Source organism: Rheinheimera sp. D18 (genome assembly GCF_004345025.1).
GTDB lineage: Bacteria > Pseudomonadota > Gammaproteobacteria > Enterobacterales > Alteromonadaceae > Alishewanella > Alishewanella metallidurans.
This window is the reverse complement of the sequence record NZ_CP037745.1, coordinates 1198972-1215951: the sequence shown is the minus strand read 5'-3', so window position 1 is coordinate 1215951 and position 16980 is coordinate 1198972. Positions and strand designations below refer to the sequence as shown.

16 protein-coding genes are annotated in these 16980 nt (G+C 45.2%); 4 read left to right on the top strand and 12 right to left on the bottom strand.

The genetic code is table 11. The features are described 5' to 3' along the window. Positions 1-23 precede the first annotated feature (23 nt). The 3 genes from E0Z06_RS05840 to E0Z06_RS05830 all read right to left on the bottom strand — a co-directional run bounded on the left by E0Z06_RS05840 (position 24) and on the right by E0Z06_RS05830 (position 3065). Entirely contained in the window at positions 24-1208 is a 1185-nt protein-coding gene (locus tag E0Z06_RS05840) for an IS4-like element ISEc29 family transposase (protein ID WP_132582782.1), read from the bottom strand. Positions 1209-1284: 76 nt separating this feature from the next. Beyond that, positions 1285-2505, bottom strand: coding sequence for a DUF4397 domain-containing protein (locus tag E0Z06_RS05835; RefSeq protein ID WP_165907374.1), 1221 nt, complete (start codon positions 2503-2505; stop codon positions 1285-1287). A gap of 146 nt (positions 2506-2651) precedes the next feature. Next, on the bottom strand, positions 2652-3065 hold the full coding sequence (locus tag E0Z06_RS05830; protein WP_132582778.1) for a GNAT family N-acetyltransferase: 414 nt from the start codon (positions 3063-3065) through the stop codon (positions 2652-2654). Between the two features lie 193 nt (positions 3066-3258). Between E0Z06_RS05830 and E0Z06_RS05825 the strand changes: the two genes are divergently transcribed. Then, positions 3259-4365 carry a phosphoribosylaminoimidazolesuccinocarboxamide synthase gene (locus E0Z06_RS05825; protein WP_132582776.1) on the top strand — a complete coding sequence of 369 codons (1107 nt, stop codon included), beginning with the start codon at positions 3259-3261 and terminating at the stop codon, positions 4363-4365. 66 nt (positions 4366-4431) lie between these two features. Here E0Z06_RS05825 and E0Z06_RS05820 read toward each other — a convergent pair whose 3' ends face one another. From E0Z06_RS05820 to E0Z06_RS05780, 9 genes are all read right to left on the bottom strand, one after another. Next, the gene (locus tag E0Z06_RS05820; RefSeq protein ID WP_132582774.1) at positions 4432-4665 is read right to left on the bottom strand and encodes a hexameric tyrosine-coordinated heme protein; all 234 of its coding nucleotides are present in this window, start codon (positions 4663-4665) and stop codon (positions 4432-4434) included. A gap of 88 nt (positions 4666-4753) precedes the next feature. After that, the gene (locus E0Z06_RS05815) at positions 4754-5182 is read right to left on the bottom strand and encodes a nuclear transport factor 2 family protein (protein ID WP_132582772.1); all 429 of its coding nucleotides are present in this window, start codon (positions 5180-5182) and stop codon (positions 4754-4756) included. A 95-nt stretch (positions 5183-5277) separates the two neighbouring features. After that, positions 5278-6036: an SDR family oxidoreductase gene (locus tag E0Z06_RS05810; RefSeq protein WP_132582770.1), complete on the bottom strand. Its 759-nt coding sequence runs from the start codon at positions 6034-6036 to the stop codon at positions 5278-5280. 271 nt (positions 6037-6307) lie between these two features. Continuing rightward, positions 6308-7198, bottom strand: a complete 891-nt coding sequence (gene mmsB / locus E0Z06_RS05805; protein WP_132582768.1) for a 3-hydroxyisobutyrate dehydrogenase — start codon at positions 7196-7198, stop codon at positions 6308-6310. A gap of 13 nt (positions 7199-7211) precedes the next feature. Next, positions 7212-8354 (bottom strand): enoyl-CoA hydratase/isomerase family protein, encoded by a 1143-nt coding sequence (locus tag E0Z06_RS05800; protein WP_132582766.1) that lies wholly within the window; start codon positions 8352-8354, stop codon positions 7212-7214. Next, the gene (locus E0Z06_RS05795; RefSeq protein WP_132582764.1) at positions 8354-9127 is read right to left on the bottom strand and encodes an enoyl-CoA hydratase; all 774 of its coding nucleotides are present in this window, start codon (positions 9125-9127) and stop codon (positions 8354-8356) included. The genes E0Z06_RS05800 and E0Z06_RS05795 overlap by 1 nt, the downstream gene beginning before the upstream one ends. Positions 9128-9151: 24 nt before the next feature. Next, entirely contained in the window at positions 9152-10309 is a 1158-nt protein-coding gene (locus E0Z06_RS05790) for an acyl-CoA dehydrogenase family protein (protein ID WP_132582762.1), read from the bottom strand. 148 nt (positions 10310-10457) lie between these two features. After that, positions 10458-11954, bottom strand: coding sequence for a CoA-acylating methylmalonate-semialdehyde dehydrogenase (locus tag E0Z06_RS05785; RefSeq protein WP_132582760.1), 1497 nt, complete (start codon positions 11952-11954; stop codon positions 10458-10460). 80 nt (positions 11955-12034) lie between these two features. Further along, a complete protein-coding gene (locus tag E0Z06_RS05780; protein ID WP_132582758.1) occupies positions 12035-13216 on the bottom strand; it encodes an acetyl-CoA C-acyltransferase in 1182 nt (393 codons plus the stop codon). Positions 13217-13483: 267 nt separating this feature from the next. Between E0Z06_RS05780 and E0Z06_RS05775 the strand changes: the two genes are divergently transcribed. The 3 genes from E0Z06_RS05775 (at position 13484) to E0Z06_RS05765 (ending at position 16790) form a co-directional block, all read left to right on the top strand. Beyond that, positions 13484-13888 carry a MerR family DNA-binding transcriptional regulator gene (locus E0Z06_RS05775; protein WP_132582756.1) on the top strand — a complete coding sequence of 135 codons (405 nt, stop codon included), beginning with the start codon at positions 13484-13486 and terminating at the stop codon, positions 13886-13888. Positions 13889-13919: 31 nt separating this feature from the next. Beyond that, a complete protein-coding gene (locus E0Z06_RS05770; RefSeq protein ID WP_132582754.1) occupies positions 13920-15089 on the top strand; it encodes an isovaleryl-CoA dehydrogenase in 1170 nt (389 codons plus the stop codon). A 156-nt stretch (positions 15090-15245) separates the two neighbouring features. Further along, positions 15246-16790: a carboxyl transferase domain-containing protein gene (locus tag E0Z06_RS05765; protein WP_347812439.1), complete on the top strand. Its 1545-nt coding sequence runs from the start codon at positions 15246-15248 to the stop codon at positions 16788-16790. The last annotated feature ends 190 nt before the right edge of the window (positions 16791-16980 follow it).

Genomic DNA, 16980 nt, shown 5'->3' with positions numbered 1-16980 from the left:
CCACAAAATTTCCATTCATACAATCAGCTATCAGCCTGTTTGATTACTGCCCAGTCCCACTGAACCACCCACTGTAGTATTTGTTTAAGTCCCTGCTGATAATATTGCCTGCGTATTCGCTGTTTGGGTTCTTTGCAAAGTAATATCCCAAGGAAATTCAGGGCCAATACCCGCCTATTTTTAACGGTGTTAGCTTGATAACGCAGGTGCAAACCCGCTTTCTCCGCTGCGCTACCTAGCAGGTAATGAAACCAATTAACCAATGCGGCCAGTAGTAGCAGTATCTCTAAGCGAGATTTCTTCTTGGTACCATGCAAATCGCTACCCAGGCCATAGCGGTGACTTTTCTGATCACGGAAGCTTTCTTCAATTTGCATTCGGCTACTGTAGCACTTAGCAATTTTATCCGCATACCCATGGCAGTCAGCTAAGGATGACACCAACAACCATGGTTCCTTATACGTCTTATTTTTATCGCGTTTCAATAGCTTATAACCTTTGCCAACCAGGACGGCCTGCGTTTCATAGTGTTGTGTTTGGGCAAGCATGATTTTTCCTACACTTTTTGGATCCTTCTTCGCTTGCCGATAAAGCTGATTAACACTGATAAACTTGTCCTGCTCTGCCAATTTAAGCTTCACATTGCCTCGAACTCTAGCTACATAATGCCATCCCAGCTTACGCACTTGTTTCAGCCATGGAACTTTAAACCCCGCGTCAGTGACAATTACGGGCTTACAGTCCTTGGGTAGCATGGCTTTAAGCTGCTTTAAAAACGCCCCGTGTAGGTGTGGGCAGGTATAATCTTCTGCGGCGGCAATCTTCTGTAGCAGAGTCAACGCTCTACCGTCAGCGGCAATGCTGGCACGCAGGGTAAAGTGTCGCTTGGCAGTATCGGCATTGCTCCAGTCAACCAAAATCATCGGCTTAGTTTTATGGCCAACACTAGAAGCCGTCAGCGCAGCATAAATCAATGGCAGCTCTCGTTGCAGGTTAGGATTATTGAGTAGACGATCTGCCCGTTTGATACTGACCTTATCTGAAGAGCCAGGCATCGCCCGGCCAATCGCAGTAACGGTGCAACACGCATCCTTTGCCAGGGCGGTTACCGCATCTAGCAAAACCGAAAATCGGGCTTTATGCATTGATTTTGGCGTGACAAAGGTGAGGAAATCAGCGAGCATAGCTTTTACATTCATGGTGAGCATCCGCGGTGTGGGAGTTTTGGCGAATGATCAGATCAGGAACCGCCATGAATGTTCCCCAATCAACTAACATTTTATTTTAACTACAGAATTTCTGGGGATACCTCAGACCATTTTCAGCAATGTGTACTAAAGCAATTGCGTAGTAATCTTTTGGTAAATTAATACTTTGTTGCTTTTTAAACTCTGCATTTTTGATGTTATATCTGGCGGTATTTATCGTTTCATTTTGACGCACAAAGTAAAACTGCAGTTTAGGTAAATCAGACACTAAATTGGCCACTAGCACATCATGTGCTTGTAGCTGCGGCGTATCTTTTTCTTGGCTGGTTAAGGCTTCAACCACAGCATTCGCATTTTGGTACAACAACACCATTTTGCTGTCACCAGCATTGATGCTTAGTAAGGCACTGTTTAATAGTAAGTCAGCGCTGTCATTACGAACTGACAGGCTGTAATCGCCCTTTTCGCTGGCAATATAAGGGCTCATTTGCCCAGCTGCAACACTAGCAACAACATTCGAATCTAAAGCCAATTCTACATTTTGCTGAAGGCTGTTGTATAAACGAAATTGCGCCTTAGCATTTATATTATTATTAGCCTGCACACTAGAAGAATTTAGCACAACATCTAACGATAACTGCCCCGCTAATGGGCCATTTTTATCACGTATTAACACAACATAGGTGTTTTCATAAGCAAAATTGACGGCTTGAGTAGTAAATATCGGTGTAGTTTGCCCGGGCTTTGTTAGATACAAATTATACTTGCCAATATCACGGGTTTTCGCCGCGCTAGTTACTTCATTGCGGCTAAGTGAATCCAGTAACTCGGCATCAGCAAAAGACTTCCCCTCAGCAGCAATATAGACATCGAGTTCAGGTTGCTGGCTAGATAAATTAGCTAAATGTAAATTAAATTTTTTATCTAACTGTTCATCATATTTAAAACTCACGTTTAGGTGATTATATTGCTCACCTTCGTTAGTGAGAATAAATAGCGCTTTATTATCTTTAGCTAGGCTAACGGTTTTTTTCAATAACTCCGTTGATGTTGCGCTATCGGTAAAGGCTAATTCATACTCACCTGATTTAATACCCACCACCGAGCTTACATCGCCATAAGTAGTAGAGCCTACGCTAGTTTCACCCGCTTTAAGCTCTGTGCTACCAGCAATAGCTGAACCGTTATAAAACTGGATATAGCTATCCGTTGTTGCATCATCGTTATTGCTGCTGCCGCCACAACCCGCTAGCACGGCAGACAACACCAAAATTGAAGATAAATACACTGCTTTCATCAAGTCCATCCAAAGGTAATTTAAACCGGATCAGGGTAAGGACTTCACGCTAATAACTCTATATCTACTTACCATTAACAACAGTTAGTTACACTCAATTACAGACTAATAAAATTAATTACGTTGCGGCAGTAGTGACAGATAGCTCAGAGCACTTTCATCATAAAATATTTAGCACCACCGGCAAACGGATAATCTTGTTGGGTTAATTGCACTTCATAACCCAAACGCTCATAAAACGGTCGAGCTTGAAAATCTAAGGTATCAAGCATCACAAAGCGACAACCGCGTTCCTTAGCAATAGCCTCTGCAGCAGCTAAAATTGCCGAGCCTGTGCCCTGCCCGCGCTCCGACTCAGCCAGCCACAATGTTTCCAAATAGAACCAATTACCAAAGGTACGCCCAGCCAGCGCTGCAACGAGTTCGCCACTAGCATTTAAACGTTTTAACCCTAGCGGTAAACGGGTAGACGCATCCCAATGCTGGGCGTTAAATTCAATAATTTTCTGTTTTGCCGTATCAGCAAAATCGCTGCTATGATCGGTAATAAAGTTGCTCATCGTGTCTCCGTTTTGTTCTGCTAAAAAGTACGGCTTAAACTACCACCAAGCGTAATCGAGTAAAAGACGACTTAACGTTAATAACGTTTAATCTGGCATTGATCCGCTATTTGCTTGCACTAGACCGATTCAGTTCAACAATATAATCTGGTAAACTCAGCGCGCCTTTTCTCAGTTTCCAAAAGAAGTGAAGATGACTCTTGCAACTCAGGTTCTGGCGGTCAATGACGATCTGCCAATTCGTACAAATTTACCGGTGCATTCCGGCAAGGTGCGCAGCGTTTATTGGTTAACCGCTGATGATAGTGCTCGGCTTATTCGTGAAAAAGAATATCCGGTCGCCGCAGATACACCTTTAGCTATTATGGTAATTAGCGACCGTATTTCAGCCTTTGATTGCATTTGGCATGGCGAAAACGGCTTAGATGGCGTACCAGGCAAAGGCGCTGCATTAAATGCTATTTCTAACCACTGGTTTTCTTTGTTTAAGCAACAGGGTTTAGCCGACAGCCATATTCTTGATATTCCACATCCGTTGGTTTGGATAGTACAAAAAGCTCGGCCGGTAAAAATTGAAGCTATTGCCCGCCAGTATATTACTGGGTCAATGTGGCGCGCTTACAGCAAAGGCGAACGCGAGTTTTGCGGCATCACGCTGCCTGAAGGCTTGAAAAAAGACCAAAAGCTACCTGAAATCTTAATTACGCCCTCAACTAAAGGGGTTTTAACTGGCCTTGCTGGGGTGCCTGAAGCTGATGATGTAAATATTTCACGTGCAGATATTGAACGCCACAGCCACGCTTTTGGTTTTACTAAGCCAGATGATATCAATTTGTACGAAACGCTATTAAAACAAGGTTTTGTCGTCATTAGTGATGCGCTAGCAGCGCTAGACCAAATATTTGTTGATACCAAGTTTGAATTTGGCTACGTGAGTGCGGCTGACGGTACTGAAAAGTTAATTTATATGGACGAAGTAGGCACACCCGATAGTTCTCGTATATGGGATGGTGCCAGCTGGCGCAGTGGTAATATTGTTGAGCAGTCAAAAGAAGGCTTTCGCCAATGGCTGCTTAACCACTTCCCTGATGCGGATATTTTACTTAATAAGGATCGCATGCCAGAACGCGCAGCATTAGCTCGTGACAATGCATTACCAACCAATGTGATGATGGATATTTCGCGCACCTATTTGGCTATAGCAGAAAAGGTGATTGGTCGTAAAATTACGTTATCAGCTAATCCTAAAGCAGAAATAATCCAGGTATTAGATACGCAATACGGCCTTATTGCTAAATAACGCTTTGCTACGCCATTAAATAAACGGCCCAGAAATGGGCCGATAACCTTGTTAATATTTAAACGATTAACCTTTACGCCAATAATTATTTGCTGCAGCAACCGTTTGAAAATTCACGGCAATAACATGTGATGCCGCCGTTAAACCATCTGCCGAATTTGCATATTCTGGCCGCAATGCTTTTAGTGTTTCTGGATTTGGCTGCGTATATTTTACACCGCGACGACTTAGTGTCATTGCTAGCTCAAAGCCTTCTTGCGGAGTGTTCGTTATTAACGTATTAAGCCATACATCTGACATTGTATTCTCTCCTCATTTTTAACTTGCTGGTCGTTATATTATTTTACTTCTTATCTTGCAGGTTTAAATATAGCAGTAAGCAACACAGTTATATGGCTTTAATCGTTGCCTGCCAGTTTACTGCTTGCCATTGGCCATTACGTTTTACAAAAGTGCCACTGTTTAAGTAACGCTTGGTTTGCTCACCTGAACGCCCTACTAGTACAAAAGCCACAACCGCTATGTCGCCATACTGCATAATGCGCACATCTTCACTGCCATAAACGGCATCAATATCTGCAGGTTTTATTAAACCCGAACTGGTAACACCCTGCATTAGTTCAGCTTTACCATAACGGCTGCCACTAGAGCTGGTATAAATTAGCTCATCAGCCCAAAATTTATTATGAATAGCGGCATCATTACGGGTTGCGCCATCAAGAAACTCAGTTAGTAAAGCGGTTAAGTCAGCCTTGTCATCCGCAAACACAGATGTTGGTGCTAGTAGTAAAGTAGTTAATAAAAAAAGCATTTTCATTCTTGTTTTCCTTATATTTCGCACATGAAAAAGGCGCTAATTGCGCCCTTCATTTGTAACACTTTTTAAGCAGTAACCATAAGCAATAACTGTAGTTACATGCTAATGCCGCCGTCAATTTCTACTACTCTGCCAGTAAAGAAATCATTTTCAAAAATGTATTTCGCTGTATGGGCTATTTCGCTAGCTTCACCTAAACGACCGACCGGTTTCATTTTCTCTAAACGTTCACGCATTTCAGGTTTCATGGCATCGGTCATTGCAGTACGAATAACACCCGGGGCAATAGCACCCACCCGAATGCCATAACGGCCAAGTTCACGTGCCCAAGTAACTGTCATTGCCACTACACCGGCTTTTGCCGCGGCATAGTTGGTTTGACCCATATTGCCGCCACGAGCAACGCTAGACATATTTATAATAACGCCTTTACGACCACGCTTAACCATAACGATTGCCGCTTCACGGCCACACAGAAACACGCCAGTAAGGTTTACGTCGATAACCGATTGAAACTGTGCCAGTGACAATTTGCTTTGAATTTCGCCATCTTTAAACTTCAGCAATAAGCCGTCACGTAAAATACCCGCGTTATTAATTAAGCCGTCAATACCGTCAAAGTCGCGATCAATGTGCTCAAACGTGGCTTCAACCTGCGCTTCATCTGCTACGTTTGCACTATAAACGTGCACGGTAGTGGTTGCCGACAGCTCGGCTTTGGCCGCAGCCAGTTGCTCAGCATTCATATCAATTAGCGCTAACTTAGCACCTTGCTCGGCGCACATACGCGCCATTTCTAAGCCTAGGCCTTGAGCACCGCCCGTGATAACGATGGTTTTGTTTTGCAGGTTCATTTGTCTTTCTCCGTAGTCGCGATTACTGCGCACGTTTTTTCCGCGACACGCCATAAACCATCCCTGGGGCTCGGTTCCGGCCATCCATGGCCTACAACGGTCGCGGAAAAAAGTACATCCGTACTCGCTCAATACTGCTATATCAGCAAGCGCGCAGAATTTTTCTTCTGGAACCGTGTTTTTCAGGGACGAAAAACACGAGCCTACAGGGACGTATTTACGGCGTGTTCCAGAGAAAACATTCGCAGCGCTTGCGGGTTATATCAACTGACTAAGCTTTTTTCGCAAACATATTAAAAATGCTTGAGAAATCTAGTTTGCCATTACCGGCGCGCTGATGCGCTACGTACAAGCTACGTGCTAACGCGCCCATTGGCGTGCTGCTGCTGCTTTGCAATGCAGCTTCTAACGCAAGGCCTAAGTCTTTGGTCATTAAATCAACCATAAAACCACCCTGATAACCATTTGATGATGGTACGTTTTCCATTACATCTGGGCAGGGGTTATACAGCTCTAAAGTCCAGTTACGGCCGGAGCTTTTTAGCATAATATCTGACAGTACTTTTGGATCTAAGCCATTATCGACACCCATTTGCAGTGCTTCTGATGTACCCACCATTAAAATACTTAACAGCATATTATTACAAATTTTTGCTACCTGCCCCGCGCCAATGTCACCGGCGTGAAACAAGTTTTTACCCATATTGCTTAGTACAGTTTTAGCTCGCTCGTAATCGGCAACGCTACCGCCAGTAATAAAGGTTAAGGTACCGGCTTTAGCACCGCCTACTCCGCCCGATACGGGCGCGTCAATAAAGGCTATTTGCTGTGCCGCCAAACCTGCGCCTACTTTACGCGCACTGTCGGCGTCGATAGTAGAACAATCTATAACTAAAGCCGTTTTGCTAATGTCTTTAGCAATGCCCTGCTCGCCTAAATACAACGCTAACACATGCTTACCAGCAGGTAGCATAGAGATAACAAAGTCTGCGCCTTGTACCGCATCGCTAGCGCTTGACGCCACCAATGCGCCTTCAGCCTTAACTTGGGCTAATGCGGCTACAGATAAATCAAAGGCGGTTACCTGATGCCCAGATTTAACTAAATTGATGGCCATAGGGCCACCCATGTTACCTAAGCCAATAAATGCCACTTTTGCCATTGTCGTGTCCTAATTAATTGTCTAGTTGGCCAAGTTCACGTAGTGGGTGCTCAGCGGTGCTCCAAGGTGAACGGAACAACTCGTCGATCACGGCTTTTGGCACGTCGGCTACGGTTTTATATTGCCAGTTTGGTTTAAGATCTTTATCCATTAATAATGCCCGCACACCTTCGGTAAACTCACCCAGCTTGCCACATTGTACGCTTAAGCCTAGTTCAAGCTTAAAGCTGTCGGCCAAAATTTTACTTTGTCCCAGTTGCAACAGGGCATAAACAATGTGTGCGGTAATAGGGCTACCGTAAGCCAACGATGCTTTGGCTTTCTCTAACCATTTGTCATCACCTGACATTGCATTAATAGCGGTAATTACGTCGGGTAACGAGCCTAATTGGGCTAGTTTTTCTATATCTTGTTGGTGCGGCCGAATTTGACTCAGTGGCATTTGCGCGCGAAATTGTTCTTCTTCGTTACGCAGCACATCACCGAGTTTTTGGTGGTTAAGCACCACGGTGTCGCCCCAATTAATGGCCAGCAGTTTTTCTACTAAGTCTGCTTTACGCTCATGCAATATAAAGTTATCAGCTAAGCCAATAAACTTGGCATCGGCGGCGTTAATCGACGCACCAGTTAAGCCTAAAAATAAACCACAGCCCGGCGGCATACGATTTAAAAACCAGCTTGCGCCAACATCAGGGTATAACCCAATGGCCATTTCTGGCATAGCAATACGGCTCGTTATGGTAACCACTTTGTGTGACGCCGCAGCCATTAAGCCTAAACCGCCGCCCATAACAATGCCATTTCCCCATACTAATACGGGCTTGCCAAAGGTATGTATTAAGTAATCTAAGGCGTATTCTTTGGTGAAAAACTCTTCAACATAAGGTGCATAAGTACCAGGTTGATCAAGCATTGCTTTATACAGATCGCGAATATCGCCACCAGCACAAAAGGCTTTATCACCCGCGCCTTGCAGCATAACCATACTGATGCTGTTGTCGTGCTGCCACGCGTTAAGCTGTGGCAATAACGACTCAACCATAGGTAAACTCAGCGCGTTAAGTGACTTTTCTGAGTTTAATGTTGCTACACCAATTTTCTTGCCGTTGTGTGCTATCAGTTCCTGATACAGCACTACCTCTGTGTTAGTACTCATTAGCCATTTACCCAGTTTGCTTTACGCTTTTCTAAAAACGCTTGCACACCTTCAACCTGATCTTTGGTATCAAATAAACCAACAAACAACTCGCGCTCTAACGGCAATGCGCTATTAATAGTACCTGTACGGCCTTGCTGGATCAGCTTTTTACAAGCACTTACTGAAGACGGGCTTTGCTCGGCCACTTTATCAGCCAGCAGTAACGCCGTTTCTAGCGCTAAGCCTGTGCCGACCACTTCTTCTACTAAACCAATTTGCAGGGCTTTGTCTGCGGTAATACGCTCACCACATAAAATCATTCGTTTAGCCCAGCCTTCACCGACTAACCACGCCAAGTTTTGCGTACCACCAGCACAAGGTAATAAGCCTACTTTTGCTTCAGGCAATGCCATTTGTGCTTGTTGTTCAGCAATACGAATATCACAGGCCAGCGCTACTTCTAAACCGCCACCCATGGCATAACCATTAATAGCGGCAATAGAAACACCGCTAAACGCACTTAGCGTTTCAAACGCTTCGCCAAAAATACGCGACATAGTGCTGGCTACGCCTTTATCGCCATCGGCAAATAATTTTAAATCAGCACCCGCTGAGAAAAACTTTTCGCCTTCGCCAGTAATAACTAGCGCATAAATATTTTTATCTTCGTTTAAACTTTTTACCGCATCGCGTAATTGCGACAAGGTTTCGTGCGTCCAGGTGTTAGCTGGTGGGTTAGCCATGGTGATAAGCGCGGTATGACCGCGTTTTTCTAATTTTAACTGAGCCATTCTAGCCTCCTGATTTAAGCTGTTTTACAGAATATCGCCGGCTGCGGCATCCAATAAACGACGGCCAATAATTAACCGCATAATTTCGTTAGTGCCTTCCAATATCTGATGCACACGCACATCTCGGAAATGCCGCTCTAATGGGTATTCCTTGATATAACCGTAACCGCCGTGCAACTGTAATGCTTGGTCGCATACCTGAAAGCCTACATCGGTGGCAAAACGTTTGGCCATAGCACAATAAGCGGTGGCTTCGCAGTCTTTTTCATCCAGTTTAAATGCAGCTAAACGCACTAACTGGCGCGCAGCGACTAGCTCAGTTGCCATATCGGCAAGCTTAAACTGCAAAGCTTGAAACGCCGCTAATGGCTTACCAAACTGCTGACGCTCTAACATGTAATTACGTGCAGTATTCAGTGCTTGCTGTGCAGTACCGATAGAGCAAGTGGCGATATTAATCCGGCCGCCGTCTAGGCCTTTCATGGCAAAACTAAAACCTTCGCCTTCATTACCCAATAAGTAATGCGCAGGAATACGAACATCTTCAAACGTAATTAAGCGCGTTGGCTGCGCGTTCCAGCCCATTTTTTCTTCAGCTTTACCGTAAATAACCCCTTTAGCATCAGCAGGTACAATAAACGCTGATATGCCTTTGGGCCCAGCTTCACCAGTACGGGCCATTACCACTAGCATTTCGGTTTCACCGGCACCAGAGATAAACATCTTGGAACCATTAATAATGTAGTCGTTACCATCTTTTTTCGCTGAGGTACGCAAACCGGCAGCATCTGAACCTGAGCCCGGCTCAGTTAAACAGTACGATGCTAATTTTTGTCCGGTAACTAAATCGGCCATCCAGTCAGCTTTAGCTGTACTTGTGCCCCAGTTAGCCACCATCCAGGTTGCCATATTATGTATGGTTAACATAGCTGTGGTAGCGGTACAGCCCATAGCTAACTGTTCAAAAATAATAGAGGAGTCTAACCGCGATAAGCCCATACCGCCGTCATCTTCTGGCGTATACAGTGAGCAAAAACCCAGCTCTCCGGCTTTTTGGATCACATCTTTTGGAAAGTGATGATCACGATCCCACTGCGCTGCGTGCGGCGCCAATTCTTGTTCGGCAAATTGTTTGGCCACATCAACAAAGGCTTGTTGGTCTTCTGTTAAATTGAAATTCATTACTAAACCCTGATTTAAAACGTGAATATATAGCAAAGCCGTTACATATTTACTAAACCGACCAGCACTGGCCGTATCAGACCAAAAACCAGCCTTAAGGCCGGTTTATCTGGTGCAGCAGCTAAAGTATGCAGGTTTTGGTTATACCTTAACGCAGATTAATTGACATATTCGGGCCAGAAACCGGAATATCATCATTAAACCAACGCGCGGTAATGGTTTTCGTCTCAGTATAGAAACGTACCGCTTGCTTACCATAAGCATGCTGATCGCCATAGAACGAGCCTTTCCAACCAGTGAACGAGAAAAATGGCAAAGGTACTGGAATAGGAATATTAATACCTATTTGGCCAACTTCTACTTCGTGCTGGTATTTACGCGCGGCAGCACCGCTAGCAGTATAAATTGAGGTACCGTTACCGTAGGGGCTATCGTTTACTACTTTTAATGCCGCGTCTAATGAGTCAACCTGCATAGTGGTTAACACTGGACCGAAAATTTCTTGTTTATAAATTTCCATATCCGTTGTCACGTTTGTAAACACCGTTGGCCCAACCCAGTTACCGTTCGGGTAACCTTCGACTTTGCAGTCTGAACCATCTAATACGCAGGTTGCACCTTCTTTTTTACCTTGCGCAATTAACGACAACACGCGAGCACGCGCTTGTGGGCTAATTTGCGGGCCATAAGCGGCGTCTGGGTCGGTATAAACACCTGGGCGTACCTTACCAATAGCTGCAGCAACGTCAGGGATCCACTTAGCCGCATCACCAACAAATACTGCAACTGAAATGGCCATACAGCGCTGACCTGCAGCGCCTACCGATGCCCCCACTAAGGCGTTAACAACCTGCTGCTTATTCGCGTCAGGCATAATAACCATATGGTTTTTTGCGCCAGCAAAGGCTTGTACACGTTTTAAATTATCAGTACCGGTTTTATAAATATATTGGCCAACATTTACTGAACCAACAAACGAAATAGCTTTAATATCTGGATGATGCAAAATAGCATCAACTTGCTCTTTCGCACCATGTACCACTTGTAACACGCCTTTTGGCGCGCCAGCTAGAGCAAATAACTCAGCCAGTTTATTTACCGTCATTGGATCTTGCTCAGACGGTTTTAAAACAAAGGTATTACCGCAAGCAATAGCTAATGGGAACATCCACAGTGGGATCATCGCAGGGAAGTTAAACGGCGTAATACCCGCACACACCCCTAACGGTTGAATATAGCTATAGGTATCAATGCTGCGTGCTACGTTTTCTACTGTTTCGCCCATCATTAGTGATGGAATGTTGGCTGCTTGCTCAACAACTTCAATACCACGCCATACGTCGCCTTTGGCGTCTTCAACCGTTTTACCTAATTCTTTACAAATAATGTCGGCAATTTCAGCTTGGTGTTCTTTTAACAAATGCGCATAACGCATCATTAACCGCGCACGATCTGATACCGGCACTTCTTTCCATGTTAAAAATGCCGCTTTAGCCGACTCAACCGCACGATGCATTTCGTCAGGTGTCGCACAGGGTACATGTGCAATGATTTCTTGTGTTGCCGGATCCGTTACGGGAATTAATTTGTCGCTCGTTGAGCTAACGAACTCGCCGTCAATAAAATGTTTAACCTGTTGTGTCATCTTGCTTCTCCCGATGGTTTAGCTAAGCGGCTAGCCTTAAGGCCTGTTATTGGCGCCGCAATAGCCTTATTTAATATGGGTTAAACTACTTCTACTGCCAGCGCTACAGCCTCGCCACCACCAATACAGAGTGATGCCACGCCTTTGCTTAAGCCGCGGTTACGCAGCGCATGAATAAGAGTAACCAGAATACGCGCGCCTGACGCGCCAATAGGGTGGCCTAGTGCACAAGCACCGCCGTTTACGTTTACTTTTGCCGCATCTAAGCCTAGCTCGTTAATAGCTAACATAGTTACCATGGCGAAGGCTTCATTAATTTCCCACAGGTCTACCTGTGCTTTGTCCCAGCCCGCTTTTTGCAATACTTTTTGCATCGCGCCAACCGGAGCTACGGTAAATAATGCTGGCTCCATCGCGTTAGTGGCATGCGCCACCACCCGCACTAATGGCGTTAAGCCTTGAGTTTTAGCATCGCTTTCACGCATTAAAATAAGGGCTGCACCGCCGTCTGAAATAGAACTAGAGTTGGCTGCAGTAATAGTGCCTTCTTTAGCAAAGGCTGGGCGCAATGTCGGTATTTTATCTACCTTGGCATTGGCTGGCTGCTCGTCTACATCAAAAGTAACATCGCCCTTGCGGGTAGCAAAAGTTACTGGGGCAATTTCACCTCTAAATGCGCCGCTACCTATAGCCTGCTGCGCACGCGTTAATGATTGCACAGCAAACGCATCCATTTGCTCACGAGTAATACCTTTTTCGTCAGCGGTGTCTTGGGCAAAACAGCCCATCGCTTTACCGTCGTAGGCGTTTTCTAGACCATCTAACATCATATGATCTTTTATTTCGCCATGGCCCATACGATAACCAGCACGTGCTTTGGGTAATAAGTATGGCGCGTTAGACATAGATTCCATGCCGCCAGCAACCACAACATCCGCACTACCTGCTTTTAATAAATCGCTCGCTAGCATTACCGCTTTTAAACCTGAACCGCACACTTTATTAATCGTAGTTGCACCTGCGGTTAACGGTAAACCAGCTTTTAAAGTGGCTTGGCGTGCTGGCGCTTGGCCTAAACCTGCAGGCAACACATTACCCATAATAACTTCGCTAACTTTATCGCCGGTAATACCTGCCTGCTCTAATGCGGCTTTAATGGCTGTGGCGCCTAAAACGGTAGCATGAACATCAGATAGGCCGCCCATAAAGCCACCCATTGCGGTGCGTTTTGCAGCTACTATTACAATATTGTCGGAAGCCATGTTATCTCCAAAAAAATTCTGTCAGCGAAAAAAAGTTGTTTCAGAGCCTACACCAAATTTACGTTTACGCCAACGTCAACTAACTAACACTATGGTAGTGTGTCATGGCTTTGGTTCATTTAACTGTACAGATTACCCCGCATAAAATGGCATTTTTGCTTTACAAATTCCCGCTAAATAACGGCCTCATCGATGCAGCAGCACGCCATCAGCTTTACCTTTACGTAAACTTCACTTATATTGACTGCGATTTTGGGAAAGGCGGTTATGACAGAAAAAGAAGAAAAAACATACAGTATTAGTGAGCTGGCCAAAGAGTTTGATATTACCACGCGTAGTATCCGCTTTTACGAAGATCAGGGGCTAATATTGCCATTACGTAAAGGCCAAACCCGCATTTACACTAAACGCGATCGAGTGCGTTTAAAGCTCATTTTACGTGGTAAACGCCTTGGTTTTAGTTTGGCCGAAACCGGTCAATTATTTGAATTATATGACGCTGATAAAACCAGCGTGACGCAGTTAAGTACCATGTTAAAGCTGATCGAGCAGAAGAAAGTAGAGCTGCATCAGCAAATGGACGATATCAAAATTGTGCTAATGGAGTTGGTAACCGTTGAAAAACGTTGCCGCGACACCTTAGCCGACGCCAAACAACATAAAACTATTTAAACAGTTTTACTATATAGCATACGGGGTAGATATGATTAGCAGTTATAAAGGGCTTAATTTTGATTTGGGCGAAACGGTCGATATGATCCGCGAACAGGTAAACGCGTTTGCCCGTGACGAAATTGCACCACGCGCTGCCCATATTGACGAAGTAAATGAATTTCCTAATGATTTATGGCGCAAATTTGGCGACCTAGGTTTATTAGGCATTACCGTAGATGAAAAATATGGCGGTTCCGGCCTAGGCTATCTAGAACATGTAGTAGCAATGGAAGAAATTAGTCGCGCCTCAGCTTCTGTGGCCCTATCTTACGGTGCGCATTCTAACCTGTGTGTAAACCAAATTTTCCGTAACGGCACTGAAGCACAAAAAATGAAGTACCTGCCAAAATTATGTTCAGGCGAACATATTGGTGCACTAGCCATGAGCGAGCCTAATGCCGGTTCTGACGTAGTAAGTATGAAACTGCGTGCGGAGAAAAAAGGTGATAAGTACATCTTAAACGGCAATAAAATGTGGATCACCAACGGCCCCGATGCACATACTTATGTTATTTACGCGAAAACCGACGTTAACGCTGGCTCAAAAGGCATTACCGCGTTTATTGTTGAGCGCGGCTATAAAGGTTTTAGCACGGCACAAAAGCTTGATAAATTAGGCATGCGCGGTTCAAATACTTGTGAGCTAGTATTTGAAGATTGCGAAGTACCAGAAGAAAACGTATTAGGCCAAGTAGGTGCGGGTGTACGTGTACTAATGAGCGGCCTAGATTACGAACGAGTAGTATTATCTGCTGGCCCACTGGGTATTATGACCGCTTGTATGGATGTGGTTATTCCTTACGTTCACGATCGTAAGCAGTTTGGTCAAGCTATTGGTGAATTTCAGCTGGTGCAGGGCAAACTTGCTGATATGTATACTCAGATGAACGCAGCAAAAGCCTATATTTATACCGTGGCCAAGGCCTGTGACCGTGGTGAAACTACGCGTAAAGATGCCGCGGCCGTAATTTTATATGCTGCAGAGTTAGCCACTAAGATGGCGCTTGATGCTATTCAGTTGCTAGGCGGTAATGGTTATATCAACGAATACCCTACTGGTCGTTTGCTGCGTGACGCCAAGCTCTATGAAATTGGCGCAGGCACCTCAGAAATTCGCCGTATGTTGATTGGCCGTGAGTTATTTACCGAATCTAACTAATTAAGAGGCATTGCGCCAACAGGTTTAAGCGAGTTAAACCTGTTGTAGCCGCGAAGCTGGTGGCTTTCAATTGTGGCACAAAAGGTAACCTAAGTGACCAGAATCACGTCAAAAATTAATCCTCGCTCTGAGGAGTTTCTAAAAAACGCTGCTGCCATGCAGGTAGTGGTTGATGATCTCAACAACAAAGTACAACAAATTAAACTTGGCGGCGGTGAAGCATTAATTGCCCGCCATACCTCACGAGGTAAATTATTTGTTCGTGATCGTATTCAAAAGCTGCTTGATCCGGGTTCACCATTTTTAGAAGTGGCTCAGTTTGCGGGTTGGGAATGCTACGACGATTACGTACCAAGCGCCGGTATTGTTGCGGGTATTGGTCGGGTGAGCGGCGTTGAATGCATGATTGTCGCTAACGATGCGACGGTTAAAGGCGGCACCTACTACCCGCTTACGGTTAAAAAGCATTTACGTGCCCAAGAAATTGCGGAGCGTTGCCACCTACCCTGCATTTATTTAGTCGACTCTGGTGGCGCTAACCTGCCGCGCCAAGATGATGTTTTCCCAGATAAACTGCACTTTGGTCGCATTTTCTTTAACCAAGCCAATATGTCAGCCAAAGGCATTCCGCAAATTGCTGTGGTAATGGGTTTGTGTACCGCTGGCGGTGCTTATGTGCCGGCCATGGCCGATGAAAGCATTATTGTTAAAGAGCAAGGCACTATTTTCTTAGCGGGTCCACCGTTAGTAAAAGCCGCGACCGGTGAAGAAGTTACCGCGGAAGAGCTAGGTGGCGCTGATGTGCACTGTAAAATTTCGGGTGTGGCCGATCATTACGCATTAAGTGACGAGCACGCGCTGCAAATTGCCCGTAATGCCGTGTCACGGTTAAACCGTCCGGCACCTGAAGCGATGGACATAAAAGCAGCGCAAGAGCCGCTGTACGATGCCAAAGAGTTATACGGCATTGTTGGCACTGATTTACGCAAGCCTTTTGATGTAAAAGAAGTGATAGCGCGCATTGTTGATAACTCCGACTTTGACGAGTTTAAACAATACTATGGCGCAACCTTAGTGTGCGGCTTTGCGCGTATCTTTGGCTATCCTGTGGGCATTGTGGCTAATAACGGCATTTTATTCTCCGAGTCGGCACAAAAAGGCGCACACTTTATTGAGCTATGTTCGCAGCGTAAAATACCGCTACTGTTTTTACAAAACATTACCGGCTTTATGGTCGGTAAAAAGTACGAAGCCGAAGGTATTGCCAAACACGGTGCTAAAATGGTGATGGCAGTAAGCTGTGCTAAGGTACCTAAATTTACCGTATTAATTGGCGGCAGTTATGGTGCAGGCAACTACGGCATGTGTGGCCGTGCATTTGACCCAACGATGATGTGGATGTGGCCTAATGCTCGTATTTCGGTAATGGGTGGCGAACAAGCTGCGGGTGTTATGGCGCAAGTAACCAAAGACGGCTTAGCCCGTAAAGGCGAAACCTTGTCGGCAGACGCTGAAGCCGCATTGAAAACACCCATTATTGAACAATATGAAAAACAAGGCCACCCTTACTACGCCAGCGGTCGGTTATGGGATGATGGCATTATTGACCCAGCCCAAACTCGAATGACGGTAGGTTTAGCCTTGGCAGCAGCATTAAATGCGCCAATTGAAGAGACAAAGTTTGGTGTGTTTCGGATGTAATCAGTTGAACAGCAGATTTTTCGCAATCGCGCCGTACAGCTTTGTCAGAACACGCCGTAAATACATCCCTGTAGGCTCGTGTTTTTCGTCCCTGAAAAACACGGTTCTGAGCAAAGTGCACTGTGCGCTTGCTCGACCGGATTAGCAGCAGATGCGGATGTGATTTTTTCAGTGACCGTTGTAGCCCTGG

Coding starts and splice junctions, on each gene's coding strand:
- E0Z06_RS05840 (WP_132582782.1), bottom strand. CDS start 1,208: ATGCTCACCATGAATGTAAAAGCTATGCTCGCTGATTTCCTCACCTTT.
- E0Z06_RS05835 (WP_165907374.1), bottom strand. CDS start 2,505: ATGAAAGCAGTGTATTTATCTTCAATTTTGGTGTTGTCTGCCGTGCTA.
- E0Z06_RS05830 (WP_132582778.1), bottom strand. CDS start 3,065: ATGAGCAACTTTATTACCGATCATAGCAGCGATTTTGCTGATACGGCA.
- E0Z06_RS05825 (WP_132582776.1), top strand. CDS start 3,259: ATGACTCTTGCAACTCAGGTTCTGGCGGTCAATGACGATCTGCCAATT.
- E0Z06_RS05820 (WP_132582774.1), bottom strand. CDS start 4,665: ATGTCAGATGTATGGCTTAATACGTTAATAACGAACACTCCGCAAGAA.
- E0Z06_RS05815 (WP_132582772.1), bottom strand. CDS start 5,182: ATGAAAATGCTTTTTTTATTAACTACTTTACTACTAGCACCAACATCT.
- E0Z06_RS05810 (WP_132582770.1), bottom strand. CDS start 6,036: ATGAACCTGCAAAACAAAACCATCGTTATCACGGGCGGTGCTCAAGGC.
- mmsB (WP_132582768.1), bottom strand. CDS start 7,198: ATGGCAAAAGTGGCATTTATTGGCTTAGGTAACATGGGTGGCCCTATG.
- E0Z06_RS05800 (WP_132582766.1), bottom strand. CDS start 8,354: ATGAGTACTAACACAGAGGTAGTGCTGTATCAGGAACTGATAGCACAC.
- E0Z06_RS05795 (WP_132582764.1), bottom strand. CDS start 9,127: ATGGCTCAGTTAAAATTAGAAAAACGCGGTCATACCGCGCTTATCACC.
- E0Z06_RS05790 (WP_132582762.1), bottom strand. CDS start 10,309: ATGAATTTCAATTTAACAGAAGACCAACAAGCCTTTGTTGATGTGGCC.
- E0Z06_RS05785 (WP_132582760.1), bottom strand. CDS start 11,954: ATGACACAACAGGTTAAACATTTTATTGACGGCGAGTTCGTTAGCTCA.
- E0Z06_RS05780 (WP_132582758.1), bottom strand. CDS start 13,216: ATGGCTTCCGACAATATTGTAATAGTAGCTGCAAAACGCACCGCAATG.
- E0Z06_RS05775 (WP_132582756.1), top strand. CDS start 13,484: ATGACAGAAAAAGAAGAAAAAACATACAGTATTAGTGAGCTGGCCAAA.
- E0Z06_RS05770 (WP_132582754.1), top strand. CDS start 13,920: ATGATTAGCAGTTATAAAGGGCTTAATTTTGATTTGGGCGAAACGGTC.
- E0Z06_RS05765 (WP_347812439.1), top strand. CDS start 15,246: ATGCAGGTAGTGGTTGATGATCTCAACAACAAAGTACAACAAATTAAA.